This is a genomic window from Paenibacillus luteus (assembly GCF_006542765.1).
Classification (GTDB): Bacteria; Bacillota; Bacilli; order Paenibacillales; family Paenibacillaceae; genus Pristimantibacillus; species Pristimantibacillus luteus.
In genome coordinates this window covers 442,738-461,326 of sequence record NZ_SKCD01000022.1, presented here as the reverse complement: position 1 = coordinate 461,326, position 18,589 = coordinate 442,738, and the positions used below count along the sequence as shown (strand labels likewise).

Below are 18,589 nucleotides of genomic sequence, written 5' to 3'. Positions count from 1 at the left end.
CAGCTCCCTTTTTGCGTTCAAGCAGAGGTGTCCAGGGGCATCATAAACATCCAAAAAAACAGCAATAGCACCTAGAGAAATGGCATTCAACCCAAATAAGCCCTATGATACCATAGGTCTATAGAAACATAAGGACAAAGGAGCAAGGGAAGGTGGCACAACTGGAAACCATAACACATCAAGTAACGCTGCAGAAGAAAACACAAAAAAAGAAAGGTATTATTCATTCACTAGTTCATCAACGGACCTATTGGATTATGCTGATCCCGTCTTTTATTTTTTTCATTCTATTCGCATATCTTCCGATGATTGGCGTATACATCGCCTTTACGCGCTATGATTATGGCGCAGGCATCTTCGGAAGCAAGTTTATCGGATTTCAAAATTTCGAGTATTTGTTTGGGGTAGGTACGGAAGGCGGTTTCTGGAGCTCGCCGATTTGGATGTTGACGCGCAACACGCTCCTGTATAACCTAGCTATCCTACTGCTCGGTACGGCCTTACAGGTAGTGGTAGCGATCACATTGAAGGAATTGCCTAGCAAGAAGTTTAGGAAATCGGTTCAAACCGCGATGTTTCTGCCTTACTTTATTTCATTCGCAGTCGTTGGCGTCATAGCCTACAACTTGCTTAGTACGCATGGTTTCATCAATACCTTCCTGACAAGCATTGGTGTGGATACGGTCAACTTCTATCAGGAGCCTCAATATTGGCCATATATTATCGTCTTGTTCGCGATTTGGAAAGGACTTGGCTACGGTACAGTCGTCTACTTCGCAGCTCTTTCGGGATTTGATGAAAGCGTCTACGAGGCAGCCTATATCGATGGAGCTACGTTGATGCAGAGAATTATGCACATTACGCTGCCATTGCTCCGCCCAACCATTATTATTCTGACGCTGTTCTCGCTAGGAGGCATTCTCAAGGGACAGTTCGACTTGTTCTATAATCTCGTACGCGACAACAGTCTGCTCTTGCCAACGACGAATATTATCGATTTGTTCGTGTATCGAGCAGTCGCGATTAGCCCAAATATCGGACTTGGAAGCGCAGCAGGCTTCTACCAGTCGCTCTTCGGTCTTGTCCTGGTCGTTCTCGTCAACTGGGTTGTTAAAAAAATTGAACCTGACAACGCATTGTTCTAAAGGTAGGAGGAAATGATGATGTCTCAAGCCGTAGCTTCAAAAACAAAAATCAAAACCGAAAAAACCGCGATTTTATTTTATACGATTGGTTTCGTCGTGATCGGCCTGCTTGCTCTGGCGTGCCTGCTTCCGTTCATCCTCGTCATTTCAGGCTCACTGAGCAATAACGCAATTATATCAGCAGAAGGCTATTCGCTATGGCCGAAAGGCTTTACGACTTACGCGTATCAGACCATATTCGAGAATGCCAAAACTATCATTAATGCCTATACGATTACCGTACTGGTTACAGTGGTCGGTACAGTTATCGGTGTCGTTACGATTGCCATGACCGGTTTTGTTTTGTCGAGACCTGACTTTCAGTATCGTTATGGATATTCATTCTTCCTATATTTCACCACACTGTTCAGCGGAGGACTGATCCCTTGGTACATTATCAATACGCAAGTGCTTCATTTGAAAAACAGCATTTGGGCACTGATTCTGCCAAGCGTAATGAATGCCTTTTTTATCTTCCTGTTCAAAAACTTTATGCGCGCCATTCCACATGATTTAGTTGAATCAGCAAGAATTGACGGAGCAAGCGACTTTCGAATCTTTAGTCAGATTATGATGCCGCTCGCGAAACCGGCGATTGCTACAATTGCGTTGTTTACAGCACTTCATTACTGGAATGACTGGTTTACCGCTTCCTTGCTCATTACAGAGGAGGACAAGCATCCACTTCAATTCCTGTTGTTCCGTATTTTGTCCAGCGCTTCTGTTGTTGTTGATACAAGCGTTATTCGTGAAGAGGCGCTTCCAAGCGAAACGATGAAGCTGGCGATGGCTGTTATTACGACAGGACCGGTGCTGTTGTTCTATCCTTTTGCACAGAAATACTTTGTAACAGGCCTAACGATTGGCGGAGTGAAAGGCTAATGTAGTATGTTATTTGTACCCTTGTGCAAATTGACATAAATAAACACAATTATTTTTAGGGGGAACGTACATGCAATCTTTGAAACGCATCACGATCATGTGCTTGATGGCTGCCTTGTTTGTAACCGTATTCGCGGCATGCAGCAGCAATGGCAACAATAAGTCTACTAACGCGCCTGCTAACGCAGGTGGCACTGAAGCTTCAGCAGAGCCAACAGATGCGCCGGTTAAGGATCTAGGCATCGTTAAGGTCGTTAACATGGGAGACAAACCGGTTATTGATCTGGACACAGAATACTACCCTATTCTTGATGAGCTGACTGCACAATGGGGCATCAAGCTGCGGGTTGAATATGTGCCTTGGGGTCAAGAAATGACGACGCTGCAAACTCGTATTGCAGCTGGCGACATCGACCTGATTACGATTGGTCCTTGGTCAAACTACGCAACACTGGCAGCATCCAACGCTTTCTATGATTTGAACAAAGTGATCGATCAAGCACCGAAGCTGGCCGAGAAATTTGGTGGAGCTGATGGCTTGAAAAAGCTTGAGATTGCTGGCAAGCTTAACTACATTCCGCAATTTAGCGGCAAAACGAACGTTACTACAAATGGATTCCTATACCGTGTTGATCTGGCTGAGCAGTGGGGTGTGAAACCTGTTACGGATCTGGAATCACTGAACGCTTACCTTTACAAAGCAAAGGAAGAGCTTAAGAAGCCAATCATTCAAGGCACACCGGACAGCAGCGGTATCGCTGGGAGAGCGCTTGGTATGTATATGGATGTAACGGGTGACGCTACTGCAGGTATCAGCGCGATTGCGTCCAAACAAAGTGATCCATTCAACTCCGTGTTCTTGTTCGAGCAGCCTGAATATTTGGAAGCACTGAAACAAGCAAAACAATGGTATGATGACGGTATTTCCGACCCAGATATTTTGAACTCTAAAGCTGACCCTGGTATTATGATGCAAGATGGCTTGCTGCCTGCACATTTCTTGAATCACTTCTCGGCAGCCAAAGTTAATATTATCCCTCCTGCCATGAACAAGCTGAATGGTGGAGAAGCGGATGCGGATGCGGCGAATCCGAAAGGAATTAAATTTGGCTTCCTCCCTTACGTAACAAGTACTGGTAAACTACTTACTGCGAACATGGGCAATACGACTGGCGTAGCAATCGGTGTTAACACAAGCGACGAGAAAGCAGCAGCTATTATCAAGTTTATCGAAGCTGTACACACAGACAAAGAGTTCTTCGATAAGTTTCAATATGGCAAGGAAGGCGTAAGCTATGTTTCCTTCCCTACTGATGCTACAGTTGACTTCGGTACAATTCCTGCAGAGAAGAAAATGTATCGCAAAATGAGCACGGGCTTCACAAACAATGATATGGCGCGTACCGAACAAATTCGTTACAAGGATCTGGCAGCTGATTTGACAACCATGCAAAATAATCTGGATGCTCTTGCTATAGATAATCCGCTTAACGGTTTTATCTTCAATCCTGAGAAAATCCAAAACCAATTGCTTGCAGTAAATGACGTTCTTGCGGCAACTAGCGCGACTCGTTCCGGTATTACTGGCGGCAAATCGATTGAAGATGCTTTGGCTGATATGAACAAAAAGCTGAAAGCTGCTGGCCTTGATGCGATCATTGACGAAATGAACGCCCAATTGCAAGTTTTTAAAGAAAAAGTAGGAGCTTAATATCTGTATACTCTCAGAAGCAGCGCTTCCCTTGCGGGGCGCTGCTCTTTGGGGGTTTTCTCGCATAAACAGAAGGAGGAGGCTGTAATGAAGGGCCTTATTACTATTTTTCGTCGCAGCTTGTTTGTGAAATTCACCTTTTCCTTCATTCTAGTCGGGCTTGTACCGATAGCGGTTATGGGCTATTTGGCCATGAATATGATTACATCCCAAGCTCAGCAGTATACCATGAATAATTTGAACCAGATGATTATTAATCTATCCGACAATGCAGAGAAGAAGTTTACGGAATTCAATAATATTTCCAAGCTTATGTATACGAATAACGATTTGTACGAGCAGCTTTATCAATCGCTCACGATGGATTCCGATTATCAGGGCTACGATCATAGCGTAGCTGTCAATGACTATCTCAAAACGTTAATGAGTACCAATCCATATATCCAAAATGCTTTTTTTGTGAATCGTTATACGAATGAACTGTACACTCAGAGCCGAAATACGCTTCGGTTCGAATCGAATCAATTTTTGTGGCGCAAATGGAGTAGGGCTTTTGATGAAAGTCCGAAGCATATACATTTTATTCCGACACATCCTGAAACGTATTACGCCGGCTCTAATAGCAGCGTTTTTACATTTGGCAGACAATTTATGAACAAAGCAACTTCCTTTAACCAAAATCCGGTCGCGATGGGGACACTGTTTTTTGACGTTGATCTGAAAGCGTTTGAGAACCTTTTCTCGGAAATACAGCTTAATGATGGAGAAACGGTTAATATCGTCGATGCTGAGGGCTTCATTATTTATTCCAGCAATCACGAACATAACGGCAAGCAGGTTAACGAAAAGATTGCTTATTCGAATGACTCTGATGTTCTCGTTCTGGAGCAGGAGATAGGCGGAACGGATTTCATGCTAATGGGAGCTTTCCAGAAGCATGAGCTGTATTCCAGTCTGATTGTGATTCAGCAATGGACAGGCTTTATTGTTGCAGGCTGCATTCTTTTTCTGATTATGCTTGCCGTTATATTCTCGAAACGATTGTCGCGGCCGATTCGTGAGGTCATACGACAAATGGCTAAGGCAGAATCAGGAAATCTGGATTTGCAGGTCCCGGTGCAATCCATTGATGAGGTTGGTCAGCTTGCTCGCAGCTTTAATCGAATGGCTGATCGGCTAAGCCAATTTATTAATGTTGCCTATTTGGCGGAAATCAAGCAGAAGCAGGCAGAACTTAACGCACTTAAGAGCCAGATAAGGCCACATTATCTCTATAACACGCTGGAAGTTATTCGCATGAGCGCCATTACGAATGATGATCGTCCGGTTGCCGATATGATTCATTCGTTGTCTCAACAGATGGAGTACGTGCTGGATTATGGTGAGAATTTGGTGTCCATCGGGGAGGAGCTTGAGCATGTTCATCATTATTTCAAGTTGATTCGCATCCGCACCGATGATATGATCCAGCTTGAGGTTGAAGGTCTTGATCAAATTGAGTCTTATTGGCAAATACTCAAAATGTCAATCCAACCGTTAGTGGAGAATGCTGTACAGCATGGGATTTGGCCGTTGTCCGGCAAGGGTAGAATCTGCGTTGAGTTTCAGCTTCTAGATGGGCGCCATCTCTCTATTCGCATCATAGATGATGGGATTGGGATGAACGAGGACAAGCTGTTTGAAGTTCTGAGCAGCTTGAAGGAAGATACGGCACCGCATCTGCGCAAGCATGTAGGCTTGAAAAATGTACATGATAGGCTAAAGTCGCTGTTCGGTGAGGAGAGCGGGCTGGTCATTGAGAGTCGACTTAATATTGGAACGTCTGTACAGTTTACGATTCCCCTATCGGAAGGAGGAAATTAGCCATGCTTAAGGTGCTGCTGGCAGATGATGAACGGATTATTTTACGCGGACTGCATAAGTTGATTGATTGGCAAGCCTTTGGTATGGAAATTATCGGAGAGGTGTACAGCGGAACGGAATTGCTGCAGTCAATCCAAACCCTTCGTCCTGACCTTGTTGTATCGGATATTGTAATGCCAGGGATGACAGGAATTGATGTACTAAAGCTTATAAAAAAAGAGGGGATTAGCACTTATGTTATTTTTCTGAGCGCTTTCCGTGAATTTACATACGCACAAGAAGCGCTTGCTTTTGGAGCTGTCGATTATTTGGTAAAGCCGGTTGATCAAACGAAGCTGGAGAACGCGATTATGAAGGCGCTTGCGATGATTAAAGAGGTGTCTCATTCGGAACACAGGCTTAGTCGACTTGCCGAATTGGAGCAGCAGCAAAGTAAAACACAGGAGAAAGAGCTGCTTGAGCGGCTGATTGAAGGCGAGCGGGTTGAAATGACGACGAGGGCTCTGAAAGAGTACATTGGCGAACAGGCTGATGTGTTGTATTCAGTGCTGTTGATCGAGCAAGAGGATATATTGAACAATCAGGGCAATTGGGAAGAAAGTGGCTGGAAGCTGCTCCAATTTGCGATACAGAATGTAATTAAGGATACGATCAATGAAAGCGGTTTAGGCTGGGTGCTCGTTAGACAGAAACAGATATGCGCCATATTCTCCTTGAATGAGGGGAGTGATCCCGTTAGCGCTATTTCACGTATTCATGATCGGCTTTCTGCTTATTTGAAAATAAGCGTTACGCTCGGATTGAGCACCGGCTCTCGTCTTGAGCACTTGTATGATAGCTATACGGAGGCAGAGACGGCAATTGGCTTTCGGTTCTTTCTCGGCTCGCGTTCCTACATTAGCTACGAGCAAATACCACAGCCGCCAGTGAACAGTGGGCGTCCACGGGATGCCATTGAGAAGGATATGGTGCAGGCCATTGCCAATTCGACGCCTTCCCAAGCTGCGAGGCTATGCGAGGAATGGGTTAAAGCAGTAAGTGGAGAAGCATGGGGGAACAGGGAAATGGTGGTCCATTGCGCGTATGCACTGCTTCATGTACTTGCGCATCAGGTTTCTGAGCTAGGCTGTGAGACAGAGCTGAGAGATGAGCAAGAGCTGACACAGCGTTTATGGAGCTTTCATACATGCGAAGAACTAGGGGAATTTGTTCATGAAGAGATCGTATCTCTAATGCTGCTTGTTGGTCCTAAGGGAGATCATAAGGAAGTTACACAGCTTGATGGAGTCAAGAAATATATTGCAGAGCATTACAAAGAAGAAATTAAGCTGGAATCGATGGCTGCACTGGTGTATATGAATCCTTCCTACTTCAGTACATTTTTCAAGAAACAGACGGGCAAAAACTTCAAGCAATATTTAACTGAATTAAGAATGAAGGAAGGACATCGGCTGCTGATGCAAACGGATTTGATGGTCTATGAGGTAGCAGAGGCGGTAGGCTATAATAACACCCGGCACTTTAGCGATATGTTCAGGAAGCATTATGGTAAGCTTCCTAATGACTACAGGCAGAGTTAAATGGCAAATGAGGTGAAAAGCAATGCTGACAGGGTGTTATAAAGTGATGGTCTTCCTTGTGGCGAGTTTGCTGCTGCTAGGCGGATGCAGCTTCGGGTTTCAGAATAACGTTACGCCTCCGAATAAGGAGCAACTTCCCAGCATCAACCAGGTACAGCTTTCCTTTGTGTATGCAGGAGGCGATCCTACCAGCAAAGCGGCGATTGCGAATGCAGTGGAAGGCTTTATGCTTGAGAACCCAGGAATTACGATCATACAGGATTCTTCCGGTTCAGGCTCCTACACGGACTATCTGCAAATGAAAGATGTTGTGGGAGAGTTTCCGGATATGATGGAGATGCGTGATACGCAGTGGTACGTAGATGCGGGAAGGCTTGCCGAACTGCCGGAGGAGCTGACGGCTCTCATAGATACGCCAGCTGAAGTAGGGGGCAAGCATTATACGCTACCAATGACTGGACCAGCCCCTTCCGGTTTTTTATATAATAAAGATATTTTCGAGCAGGCAAACATTACTTCCCCACCAAGAACGTGGGAGGAGTTTCTGGAGGCCTGCGAGAAAATTAAGCAGTTGGGCTTTACTCCGCTCGTCATTGGCGGTAAAGACCTCGGACACTTTAACCAACTGTTGAACAAGCTGCTTATGGATAATGTATATGCCGATGACCAGAACTGGAACAGCAAGCGGACGGCTGGCACGGCAAGCTTTACAGATGCCGGAGTTATGCAGGCCATGAATGATTTCGCTGAGCTGTTCAAAAAAGGTTATGTGAATACGGACTGGTCGGCAACTTCGGAGAACCAGACTATTACCGTTCTGCTGTCGCGTAAAGCGGCGATCCTATATGGCGGTTCTCATATGATTAATCCGATCATAGCCGCAGATACTTATTTCAAGATTGGATATTTTGTTCCAAGGGATCGTAAGGGTAGGCTAGTGCTAAATACGCTGCCTGGTCAGGCTGGGCTAGCTCTTTCGGCTGAAGCGGCTAAGGACCCGAACAAGCTGGAGGCTTTCTCTCATTTTATTCAGTATTTTTATAAAACGGAGAATTATGCCGAGTTTCTGGGAGGCAGCGCTCTGCCTGCTACCAAATACCAGGTGGAGCAGCAATATACAAAGCCTATGGAGTTGGTATTGGAAACTGCTGCGGAGAAACATTTTCCAAGCAGGCAGCTGAACGACTTTTGGGGGATGAATACGATGCCCCCGACATTTGGCGATTGGTTCTACGGCTTGGTCAAGGAGTCTTTGTTGACGGGAAAGCCTACTATATATGAAGCCATGCAAAAGGCGGATAAAGAGTGGGATCGACTGATAGCGGAACGAAATGAGTCCGGTACCCTCGTAGAGTTTCCATAATCTATATTAAACATAAAAGGAGAATGAATCATAACCATATTAACTCTTGAAATCCAGAATGTCGCAATCGATAAAGTGGCTCTGACACTGCGAGCTGATTTTCCACATGATAATTTTTGGGAAAAGGCGACGCTTTAATAAGAGATAGCACATTGCAAGCTGGCGGAAGTGACAACCAGCTAGAAATGATGCTTTCGAAAATCCCCGGGCGTTACTCCGGTTTGCTTTTTAAAGGTACGATTGAAATGACTAATATGATTATAACCGACTCGGGCAGCGATCTGGGTTACATTGAGGTCCGTCCCTCTGAGCAGCTCCATAGAGGCTTGGATCCGAATGGCCGACAGGAGCTCAATATAGGATTTGCCTTTCACCAGCTTGAGCATATTGCTGAAATAAGAGGGGGCCATCAAAGCCATGGTGGCCAACTCCTCCAAATGAAGATCCTCATGATAATGAGTTTCCATATAAGTGATGGTTGTATAGAAGGCTTCCCGATAAAGCGCCAGCCTTTGCGTCTCGTGCTGGCCTTGTGTTTGGGAATAACGCTTGTATTGTCTGCCAATTATAACGAGAAGCTTTAACAGCTCAGCCTTGATGGCCAACGAATAGCCTTCCTCTTGTTCCTTCCATTCGGTGAGTATAACGCTTAGCAAGCTTTCAATTACAGACTGCATATGTGGAGGGAAGGCAAGCTTAGGCATAAGGTCGCTCTCGGATATAAGTGGTCTAATGTAGGCAAAATCAACAAAAGTCTGCATTTTTGCCAGATCACGAAAGCTCTCATTAATCGCATGGGGCATAAAATCAACCTGAATCATAATGAAATCGATCGCTTCTCGGGTGCTAAGGCGATGCTCTTGAAAGGGCGGAATGGAGAAAAGATCTCCCTTTGTTAAAATATATTGCTGACCCGCGGCCCAATGGAGACAGCTGCCGGACATCATATAACAGAGCTGCAGGTGCTCATGAGCGTGTGAAACTTGATTCATATTGGTTGGAGTCCTAATCTCTATTTTGAAAGGGAATTGATCATCGAGCATCTCTTTATAGGCATAGATTGGGTAATCTGACATCATGTCCTCCGTTGTTTTGTGAGTCGATTAGTCCTCATGATTAAACCTCGCTAAATATTCTGTAGGTGTTTGATGATAATATTTCTTGAAAATCCTGCTGAAATAAAGCTGGTCTTGAAAGCCCACGAGGCTTGAAATTTGCTGAATGTTTAAGCTGGTTTGCCTCATGAGCTCACAGGCCTTCTGTAATCTGAATTTAAGGATGTATTGCAGTGGAGTTTCAGCTGTGATGAGCTTGAATAGAGTGGTAAAGCGGTCACTACTGAGGTGAGACATTTCGGCAAGATCCTTCACATAAATCTCTTGCGCATAATGATTATGGATATATTTAATGGATTGATAGATCTCATCCCTGATCCTGGTGGATTTGATGGTATCTCCGCAGTTAAGATGTCGTGAAATCATTGAAAACAGGTAGGAAAGCTGCGAAGAGGAGGCTAGCTCATAGCCGGCTTTTTTGTCACGCAATTCGTCCATCATTTCTCCGAATAGAGCAACAATCTTGTCATCTTGCCCTATAAAACCACTGTATTGTTCAGAAAGCCCCGCTTGATCAAGCAGTTCCTCTACTCCGTAGCCAGTAAAATGCACCCAATAAGCTAAAAACTCTTTTTCAATACTATGACCGTAGTGCTGCTCTTCAAAAGGACGATACAAGAAAAAACTCCCAGGCTGCAGGGTGACCTCTTGTCCCTTTACAACTATTTTCATTGGCCCGACAGGATTATAAGACAGGTAAAAGTCCTTGCGACCTGCTTTTCTGTGGGTCATGCGAGTAAACGATTCAAAGGCATAATAACCCACTGAATTTATAATCAAATGATGGTTTACATCGCTGCAGCCTTGATCATCATCATCCGGTACTCGATATAAATTTGTAAACCTCATGCCCGCACCACTTTTCTAATTGCTTGATCCTATTTTAACATGAATACGTGAAAAATCCATATTGTTACGGAAAAATACTATATGGTTCCATCCCCTTCCAAAGGTACACTTACTAGTGAGAATAACGGAGGAGGACATCGAAATGAATATTTTTTTGGGCTTAGAGTATGAAAGCTATAAATATGTATTTGGGATCTTGAATAATTTCAAATTGCCTTTTGAAGAGAATAAAACGATTTCTCTGATGTGTGGCAGGAATGATCGGGCAGCTGTACAGCTTCTTGTTTATTCAGAGCAAGAAATGCTGGTTAATGTGAATGAGGACGCTTGCTTCTATGAGCGGGGGCCAATTGAGATTGTACGAGTAGATGTTGAGGTTCCTGGTTTAGAGCGGGGGCGAGTGAAAGCCAATCTGATTGGACTTGTAGAGGATGACGATCGGCAATTGAAAGCAGATATGATTATGCAGCAATCCTCTATTTATGTTGAGAAAAGAAGAGTGCAGCCGGTATGGGTTGAGGTTGAGTTCGATCAGGATGTCGCGCCTGGTGTTTATACCCCGCAAATCAGTGTATATCAACATAGCATGTTTGAGGATGAGAGGCTGATACGCACATTAACCTTTGAGGTGAAGGTGATGGATGTCGAGTTGCGCAAGCCAGCAGATTATGAGTTTTATCTGGATTTGTGGCAGCATAATTCCAATATCGCTCGCAAATACGATGTGGAGCTTTGGAGTGATCCGCATTTTGCTATTATGGAAAGCTATATTTCCTCCTTAGCTGATCTTGGGCAGAAGGCAATTACCGTCATTGTCTCTGAAATCCCTTGGTCTGGACAATCCTCCTGCTACGATCGGATAGATCCTGCGAATATGTTTGAATACAATATTGTAAAAGTGACCCAGTTGAAGAATCACGAGTGGATTTTCGATTTCAGTGCATTAAACCGATATGTTGATTTGTGCATGAAATATGGGATTAAACAAGAAATTGAAGTATTCGGTTTATTGAATATTTGGGTGCTTGAGGATGCCGGCTATGGTGGCGTTATGAAAGACCATGGAGATGACGTGCGAATCCGATATTACGAAGAGAGCAGTCGTACTTACAAATATATGAAGGAGAAGCAGCAGTTTGAGCTTTACGTTGCCGCGCTTGAGAACAACTTTATTGAAAAAGGCTGGATAAATATTGTAAGAGTGCTCGCAGATGAACCGGCGGATATCGCAGTTTTCACCGAGCGGCTAAATGCACTTAAAGCCATGGCGCCATCCTTCCAATATAAGGCGGCTGTTGGGCATGCTGATTTTATCGAGCAGGGCATAGAAGGAATGGTGGATTATGTACCTGTAATTGATTGTATGGCCCATGACTACGAGCAAATTATGAAGCTAAAGCAAGGGATAAAAGGTAGACTGCTTTACTATGTCGCCTGTATGCCTCAATATCCCAATACGTTCATAACTTCTCATTTATTAGAGAGTAGACTGATTCCTTGGCTGGCTTGGTATTGGAATGTAGATGGCTTCTTGCGTTGGAATTATACGGTATGGCCGAATGATCCCTTGAATCGAATCACTTATCATGGCCCGTTTTTTCCTGCTGGGGATACAAATTTTGTTTACCCAGGTCGCGAGGGCAAGCCGATGCTGACGCTCCGTTATAAGCTGCTGCAAAAGGGAATTCGCGATTTTGAGATTATCAAAGGTTATATCGATCAAGGTGGAGATAGAGAAAAGCTGATGCAAAAAATGCAGAAGGTATTCTTATGGAGTGATTTTAAGGAAGTACATCCGAATGCAAGGAGGAAAAGAGAAGAGCTGTTCTCGTTGGATAACCAGGAATACGATCTTATTATTGGAGAAATTCTTGAAGAAATGGCTGGCGAATAATAGTTGATTAATGAGAAGGGGGGTCCTGACGTCATCTATGATGACCTTGGTGCCCCCTTTTCGCGGATTTGTGCAAAAGAAACGTGGAAAAGGGAAAGCATTAGCTAAAGAGACATGCCACAATAAAAAGGTAGCAAGTGATGGGAGAAACAAGGAGGTAAGCAGTATGAAGCGTTTGGCATTCAGCACATTGCCTTGTGAGGGCTGGTCTTTGGACGAAATGATTGCTTTGGCACAGACATGTGGCTTTAGCGGAATGGAACTCAGGGAAGGAGAGATGTGGGGGATTTCTACCGAGATGACTCTTAATGAGCGAATTGTGACTCTGCAAAAATTTGAGCAGGCTGATATTTGTATAACCAATATCGGTTCGGGTGTCTGTTTTACAGGTAAAGCTGGGGATAAGGAGCAATTTAATAACTTTCAAAAGATCATTCAGCTTGCTCATGATTTGAAGGCTGGTGGAGTGCGAATATTTCTTGGTTATTTCAATAACCGCAGTGATAATCTCGTTCCGGTGATTCCATATCCTGAGCTTGTAGCTCAGATCAAGATGGCATGTGACTACGCAGCTGATTATGGTGTTGAGGTCTGGATTGAAACCCATAATGAATTTGCCACGGGACGTTTGCTGCGCAAGCTGCTAGATGATGTGGATAGGCCGAATTGTGCGGTTATTTATGATATTATCCATCCATTAGAGGAAGCTGAGCTGCCTTCAGAGACAATTGCTTTACTCGGATCGCAGTGTGTTCATGTACACATAAAGGATGGCATTCCGTTTGATGATCCGGTGGAGCTTAGCTGGAGGTACACAAAGGTTGCTGATGGCGAGGTGCCGATTGCTTCAATAGTAGATCAGCTTGAGCAGGCAGGCTACAACGGCTATTACTCGCTCGAATGGGAAACCACATGGCGGACGGAGCTGCAGGTTCCTGGTATGGAACCTTCAGTCATTTTCCCTGCCTATGTTGCATTTATGCGTGAGATTTTTCATAACCGAATGAAATGAGGAATACGCTATGAAAACATTAATTGCAATTTCTGATGCTTCATTACGTGAATTATTTTGGCAGGAGGCTATTGTAAACAAGCTTTCCATCTTCTCCGAGGTTGATTTTATTAAATTAGGTGAGGAATTCACGAGTGATGACTTGGTTGAGCGAATCGGCGATTACGATGCTTGTATCACGACATGGGGTTCGCCTCTCTTTACTCCAGAGGTGCTTAAGCGTGCTCAGAAGCTGAGGTTTATCGGCCATGGAGCAGGCAGTGTTGCATCAATTGTCACAGAAGATGTATTTAATACTTCGATTGCCGTGACATCGGCCAATACCGTGCTTGGGCTTTCGACTGCGGAGTGTGCAGTCTCCCTTATATTAGCTGGAGCGTGGAATCATATGGGGTATAGTGACATGCTCAAGCGGGGGCAGTGGAGCAACAACAGCCGTGATACAACGCTTGGTGTAACGCGAAGAGTCGTTGGTTTGGTTGGCTACGGCGAAATATCCAAACATGTAATTCGAATGCTGAAGCCCTTTCATGCAACAATCCTCCTAAACTCCAGCTATTGTTCACCAGAGGAAGCGGCCGCTCAGGGCGTCGAGCTTTGCGAGCTGAACGAGCTGTTCGAGCGCAGCGACATCGTTTCGATGCATAATACGTGGACACCTCGCACGCAAGGGATGATTGGCGCGGAGCAGCTGATGAGGCTGCGCGACGGAGCACTCTTCGTCAATACGGCGCGTGGTCCTATCGTCAAAGAGCAGGCACTGATGGAAGAGCTGCGTACGGGACGTATTTATGCAGCCCTTGATGTGTACGATCATGAGCCGCTGGCTGGGGATCATGAGCTGCTGGCGATGCCAAATGTCCTCTGTTTACCGCACATTGGCGGATTCCACGGACTACTGAAGCGTGAGCTTTGCGATTTCATTGTCGATGAGCTGCACCGTTTTGTGCAGGGCGAAGCCTTAGTCGGTCAAGTCACGCTTGATCAATACCGCAGGCTGACTCCTTGGTGAGGTCATAAGGTGAAGGATAAGGTTTAATATAAACATAAAAGTAAGAAGTGAAAAACAGATGATGATAAAAAATCGTCTGTTTTTTTCTGCTGCAACCTGCCTGATTTCATTCATGGCGACTAAACATTTGCTATTCTAACACATCAAATTTATCACACTTTCATTATTTTTATGGTTTTCATTAAAAGGGTGAAGGACTAAGAATAACAGCGATATTCATGAAGTAATAAATCAAATATTGTGAGGGAAAGGGGTGAGATTTCACATATGAACACAGTCAAAGGGCCTATACATCGGTTACATCAGAGATTTAATGTTGAAATTGAACAGGTTGTATTATCAGAAATAGTCATTTATTATCATCCGGTTCACATGAAAGTTCAACTTAGACTGGAAAAAAGGAGTATGGAGCTAATATGAATCAATCCAGTGTAAATCCTCCACCAGTAACCGCACTTCCTAAGTTCCCAGTGCCTAGTAGAACAAAGAAGCTGAAGGACAGATTGTGGAGAGAGCGTTATTTATTTCTTCTACTAATGCCGGGTCTGCTTTATTTTATCGTTTACCGATACATTCCAATGCTTGGCAATATCATTGCCTTTCAGGACTTTAGCCCGTTTCGTGGTTTCCTGAACAGTGAGTGGGTAGGGCTTCACCATTTCAAGACCATATTCAGTGATCCAGAAGTTGTTCGCGTATTGTGGAATACGCTTTGGTTATCCTTCTTGCAAATTGGTTTTGCTTTTCCCGTTCCCATCATTCTGGCAATCATGCTAAATGAGGTTAAGAATGAGCGGTATAAGCGTATTGTGCAGTCCATCGTGTATTTACCACATTTCTTATCTTGGGTTGTTGTCATCGGTATTGTGACCATATTCCTCAAGAATGAGGGCATCATTAACCGAATACTTAGCCCAATGCTAGGCATAGAACCGATCTCATTTCTCCAGCAGCCGGGATGGTTCATGCCCTTGGTTATATTAGAAGTTATTTGGAAAGAGGCGGGATGGGGAACGATTATATTCTTGGCTGCCCTGTCTGGCATTAATCCGAGCTTATATGAAGCAGCGGTTGTAGATGGAGCGAACAGATGGCGGCAGATCTGGCATATTACATTACCAGCATTACGCAGCACCATCGTCATTTTGTTTATCCTTCGACTAGGTACTGTGCTCGATTCAGGCTTCGAGCAGATCTTCCTGATGCTAAATCCCTTTACGATGGATGTTGGGAATGTGCTCGATACGTATGTCTATTTCAAAGGGATTCAAAATGCGGACTTTAGCTTTGGAACCGCAGTAGGGTTGTTCAAGAGTCTAATCGGATTAATTCTAATCCTCGCTGCGAATCGGTTAGCTAAAAAATATGGAGAAGAAGGCGTCTTCTAATCGATTTGAATGTATGTACCGAAGATCAAAAGGTAGGTGTCGATCTATGATTAATCAGAAATCTATGTCAGAGCGATTGATTGACATAATAAATATCATTTTGCTTGGCTTGCTAGCATTAATGATGCTTTTTCCATTCTACTATATCCTTACAATCTCTTTCACTTCCTATGAGGAGTATAAGCTGAGCGAACTCATTCTATGGCCGGATAGATGGGTTACCGATGCGTACGCCTACATTCTAAATTCCAAAGAGTTTATTCATTCAATTGGTGTAACCATTTATGTGACTGTAGTCGGAAGCCTTGCCAATATCATTTTGACTGCAACGATGGCCTATGCTATAACTCGTAATATATGGGGCCAGAAGGTGTTTTTGTTCTTAGTGCTCTTTACTTTTATATTCAATGCAGGAATGATTCCAACCTATTTGATCGTCAAAGCTACAGGACTAATTAATAGCTATTGGGCCTTAATTATTCCTGGTGCGATTAATTCGTTTAACCTTATTGTCATTCGGCAGTTCATACTCAGCATTCCGAATGAATTAAACGAGGCCGCTTTAATTGATGGTGCGAATGATCTGCAGATTTTTACACGAATCGTATTGCCTTTATCCAAGCCAGCGCTTGCTGCTTTCGGATTGTTCTACGCAGTAGGGCATTGGAACACCTATTTTAATGCCATACTGTATTTGAATGAGCCTTCCAAATGGACTGTACAGGTTATCTTGAGGCAAATTGTAATCCTTAACGACACCACCAATTCCCTTGCTTCAGCTGCACGAGATGCAGCGAAATCAGGCATTCTGCCTCCTGGGGAAACGATTGGAATGGCGGCTATTCTATTAGCCACCCTGCCTATCTTGATCGTATATCCCTTTCTGCAAAAGCATTTTGCGAAAGGGGTGATGCTCGGTTCCGTTAAAGGCTGATCGTTTCAAAATGGACAGAACCAGCAGGGCGTCGAATGGGTAACAACTATACTAGGAGGGTTAATACAAATGAAAAAGACACTCAAAATGGGTCTTGTTGTATGTTTGGCTGCAAGCTTGGCCGCATGCTCAACGGGAAACAATGCGCCAGAATCAAGCACTACAACGACGGATTCACCCGCACCAAATAGTGAAGCATCAAAGCGGATCACCATTTCCTCTATCGAAGGGACATGGCAGATTCCTCTGAGTGCAGCGGGTGAGGGTCTGAAGAAGCTCAATGAGAAATTTAATGTGGATTACAAGCCTCAATTTGTCCCCTACGATGAATATGGATCCAAATTGCCAGTTGTTATGGCTGCTGGGGACTTGACGGATATCATCGGAATGGAGAGCGCGGATGCCAATTTCTTCAAATGGGTGAAGCAAGGCGCGTTCCTTCCGCTGAATGACTATATTGACAAATATCCGTCGCTAAAGCTTGTTCCGAAAAATGTATGGGATGCTGTTACCGTTGACGGCAAAATTTATGCGATTCCGCAATACTTCCCTGCGAAATATAGCAAGAAACCTGTGATTCGCCAAGACTGGCTGGATAATCTCAATCTTAAGATGCCGACAACCTATGATGAGTTGAAGAAAGTGGCGATTGCATTTACAAAAGATGACCCGGACAAGAATGGGAAAAACGATACTTATGGAATCGCCTTATCCAAGCAAATCGTATATGGCGCTCATATGGGTGCTCAGTGGGATTCAGGCTGGTATAACAAGAACGAGCAAGGGCAATTAATTCCAGGTATCATTTCTGAAGGGTTCAAGGAGCAAACTCAACTGCTTGCGGACTTGTATAAAGAAGGAGCAATTCACAAGGATTGGGCAGTTTCTAAGAATACGGATATCCGTGCAGACTTCTATTCGGGTAAATATGGTATTTGGTATGAACAGCCTATGGGCGTTGATCAAGTTCTGTTCGAGGGCATGAAGGAACAGATGCCTTCAGCGGAGATTGCCGTTATTCCAGCATTTAAACAAGCGGATGGCGAGCAGGGGTTCACATCGCTTCCCGGCTATTATACGCTGACGATGTTGAACGCCAAGATCAAGAGCGATCCGGATAAAATTGATCGGATTCTGCAAATGCAAGATTACTTCCGTACATTCATACCTGTTGATAATCGTAATCCGCAAAATCCGGACTTCGACTGGTCAAACGGCGGTGAAGGCGTAGGTTATGAGATGGTAGATGGCGTAATGGCTTATGACGCAGCATTATTCGATAAACGGCCTAGCAGTTACTTTAGCGGTGTATCTGGCTGGGCACCTACCGATGAAGCAAACGAGCCTGGCAAATTAGTGACGAATCCATATACCCAGAGCTTCGTGAATGCAACTGTAGAATTGTTGAAGAACACTAAGTTTTATATTAATCCTGTAGACCGCATTCATTCAGAGGTTCTCTCGGCAAAAGAATCGGAATTGAATCTGATTGCCCAAGAATGGCAAACAAAGATGATCGTAGGCCAGGAGCCAGTTTCAAACTGGAGCAAAATGGTCGACGAATATCTGAAAAAGGGCGGTAAAGATATGATTGACGATGTAAATAAGATTTTAGATTCATCAGGTATTAAGGGAGAATGGAAATAAGCAGTTCATTCATTGTGTGGAAAAAAAGGCCCGTACACGTCAAGATAGCATGTATGGGCCTTTGTAATCGTTTTGTGAAAGCTTATGTAATATTCGGGTAGCCTATGAAAAATACAACATGCATCCACGATTATTTGTATGCGCTTTCATGTATG

Annotated in this window: 14 protein-coding genes; 12 read left to right on the top strand and 2 right to left on the bottom strand. The window is 44.2% G+C overall.

The features are described from left to right. Positions 1 to 152: 152 nt before the first annotated feature. The 6 genes from E0496_RS18430 to E0496_RS18405 all read left to right on the top strand — a co-directional run bounded on the left by E0496_RS18430 (position 153) and on the right by E0496_RS18405 (position 8,583). Positions 153 to 1,145 (top strand): ABC transporter permease subunit, encoded by a 993-nt coding sequence (locus tag E0496_RS18430; RefSeq protein ID WP_241674861.1) that lies wholly within the window; start codon positions 153 to 155, stop codon positions 1,143 to 1,145. A gap of 18 nt (positions 1,146 to 1,163) precedes the next feature. Then, the gene (locus E0496_RS18425; RefSeq protein WP_141503364.1) at positions 1,164 to 2,066 is read left to right on the top strand and encodes a carbohydrate ABC transporter permease; all 903 of its coding nucleotides are present in this window, start codon (positions 1,164 to 1,166) and stop codon (positions 2,064 to 2,066) included. A gap of 70 nt (positions 2,067 to 2,136) precedes the next feature. Next, positions 2,137 to 3,777, top strand: a complete 1,641-nt coding sequence (locus E0496_RS18420) for an extracellular solute-binding protein (RefSeq protein WP_141503212.1) — start codon at positions 2,137 to 2,139, stop codon at positions 3,775 to 3,777. 87 nt (positions 3,778 to 3,864) lie between these two features. Then, the gene (locus E0496_RS18415; RefSeq protein ID WP_141503211.1) at positions 3,865 to 5,640 is read left to right on the top strand and encodes a cache domain-containing sensor histidine kinase; all 1,776 of its coding nucleotides are present in this window, start codon (positions 3,865 to 3,867) and stop codon (positions 5,638 to 5,640) included. A gap of 2 nt (positions 5,641 to 5,642) precedes the next feature. Then, positions 5,643 to 7,220 carry a response regulator gene (locus E0496_RS18410; protein ID WP_141503210.1) on the top strand — a complete coding sequence of 526 codons (1,578 nt, stop codon included), beginning with the start codon at positions 5,643 to 5,645 and terminating at the stop codon, positions 7,218 to 7,220. A gap of 22 nt (positions 7,221 to 7,242) precedes the next feature. Continuing rightward, positions 7,243 to 8,583 (top strand): ABC transporter substrate-binding protein, encoded by a 1,341-nt coding sequence (locus tag E0496_RS18405; RefSeq protein ID WP_141503209.1) that lies wholly within the window; start codon positions 7,243 to 7,245, stop codon positions 8,581 to 8,583. Positions 8,584 to 8,762: 179 nt separating this feature from the next. On the opposite strand, the gene E0496_RS18400 is transcribed toward E0496_RS18405, so the two are convergent. Further along, entirely contained in the window at positions 8,763 to 9,659 is an 897-nt protein-coding gene (locus E0496_RS18400; protein WP_161601471.1) for a helix-turn-helix transcriptional regulator, read from the bottom strand. A gap of 27 nt (positions 9,660 to 9,686) precedes the next feature. After that, positions 9,687 to 10,547: a helix-turn-helix domain-containing protein gene (locus E0496_RS18395; protein ID WP_141503207.1), complete on the bottom strand. Its 861-nt coding sequence runs from the start codon at positions 10,545 to 10,547 to the stop codon at positions 9,687 to 9,689. 142 nt (positions 10,548 to 10,689) lie between these two features. Here E0496_RS18395 and E0496_RS18390 point away from each other — a divergent pair, with 142 nt between their 5' ends. The 6 genes from E0496_RS18390 to E0496_RS18365 all read left to right on the top strand — a co-directional run bounded on the left by E0496_RS18390 (position 10,690) and on the right by E0496_RS18365 (position 18,434). Next, positions 10,690 to 12,441: a DUF4091 domain-containing protein gene (locus E0496_RS18390; RefSeq protein WP_141503206.1), complete on the top strand. Its 1,752-nt coding sequence runs from the start codon at positions 10,690 to 10,692 to the stop codon at positions 12,439 to 12,441. A 166-nt stretch (positions 12,442 to 12,607) separates the two neighbouring features. Then, a complete protein-coding gene (locus tag E0496_RS18385) occupies positions 12,608 to 13,453 on the top strand; it encodes a sugar phosphate isomerase/epimerase family protein (RefSeq protein ID WP_161601470.1) in 846 nt (281 codons plus the stop codon). A 10-nt stretch (positions 13,454 to 13,463) separates the two neighbouring features. Continuing rightward, positions 13,464 to 14,465 (top strand): hydroxyacid dehydrogenase, encoded by a 1,002-nt coding sequence (locus tag E0496_RS18380; protein WP_141503204.1) that lies wholly within the window; start codon positions 13,464 to 13,466, stop codon positions 14,463 to 14,465. Between the two features lie 416 nt (positions 14,466 to 14,881). Beyond that, a complete protein-coding gene (locus E0496_RS18375) occupies positions 14,882 to 15,853 on the top strand; it encodes an ABC transporter permease (RefSeq protein WP_141503203.1) in 972 nt (323 codons plus the stop codon). A 46-nt stretch (positions 15,854 to 15,899) separates the two neighbouring features. After that, the gene (locus tag E0496_RS18370; protein ID WP_141503202.1) at positions 15,900 to 16,787 is read left to right on the top strand and encodes a carbohydrate ABC transporter permease; all 888 of its coding nucleotides are present in this window, start codon (positions 15,900 to 15,902) and stop codon (positions 16,785 to 16,787) included. A gap of 69 nt (positions 16,788 to 16,856) precedes the next feature. Continuing rightward, a complete protein-coding gene (locus E0496_RS18365) occupies positions 16,857 to 18,434 on the top strand; it encodes an extracellular solute-binding protein (protein WP_141503201.1) in 1,578 nt (525 codons plus the stop codon). The last annotated feature ends 155 nt before the right edge of the window (positions 18,435 to 18,589 follow it).

What these genes read in the sequence shown, in the direction of transcription:
- E0496_RS18375 (WP_141503203.1), top strand. Translation starts at nt 14,882, where the DNA reads ATGAATCAATCCAGTGTAAATCCTCCACCAGTAACCGCACTTCCTAAG.
- E0496_RS18370 (WP_141503202.1), top strand. Translation starts at nt 15,900, where the DNA reads ATGATTAATCAGAAATCTATGTCAGAGCGATTGATTGACATAATAAAT.
- E0496_RS18410 (WP_141503210.1), top strand. Translation starts at nt 5,643, where the DNA reads ATGCTTAAGGTGCTGCTGGCAGATGATGAACGGATTATTTTACGCGGA.
- E0496_RS18365 (WP_141503201.1), top strand. Translation starts at nt 16,857, where the DNA reads ATGAAAAAGACACTCAAAATGGGTCTTGTTGTATGTTTGGCTGCAAGC.
- E0496_RS18390 (WP_141503206.1), top strand. Translation starts at nt 10,690, where the DNA reads ATGAATATTTTTTTGGGCTTAGAGTATGAAAGCTATAAATATGTATTT.
- E0496_RS18395 (WP_141503207.1), bottom strand. Translation starts at nt 10,547, where the DNA reads ATGAGGTTTACAAATTTATATCGAGTACCGGATGATGATGATCAAGGC.
- E0496_RS18425 (WP_141503364.1), top strand. Translation starts at nt 1,164, where the DNA reads ATGTCTCAAGCCGTAGCTTCAAAAACAAAAATCAAAACCGAAAAAACC.
- E0496_RS18385 (WP_161601470.1), top strand. Translation starts at nt 12,608, where the DNA reads ATGAAGCGTTTGGCATTCAGCACATTGCCTTGTGAGGGCTGGTCTTTG.
- E0496_RS18400 (WP_161601471.1), bottom strand. Translation starts at nt 9,659, where the DNA reads ATGTCAGATTACCCAATCTATGCCTATAAAGAGATGCTCGATGATCAA.
- E0496_RS18415 (WP_141503211.1), top strand. Translation starts at nt 3,865, where the DNA reads ATGAAGGGCCTTATTACTATTTTTCGTCGCAGCTTGTTTGTGAAATTC.
- E0496_RS18405 (WP_141503209.1), top strand. Translation starts at nt 7,243, where the DNA reads ATGCTGACAGGGTGTTATAAAGTGATGGTCTTCCTTGTGGCGAGTTTG.
- E0496_RS18380 (WP_141503204.1), top strand. Translation starts at nt 13,464, where the DNA reads ATGAAAACATTAATTGCAATTTCTGATGCTTCATTACGTGAATTATTT.
- E0496_RS18420 (WP_141503212.1), top strand. Translation starts at nt 2,137, where the DNA reads ATGCAATCTTTGAAACGCATCACGATCATGTGCTTGATGGCTGCCTTG.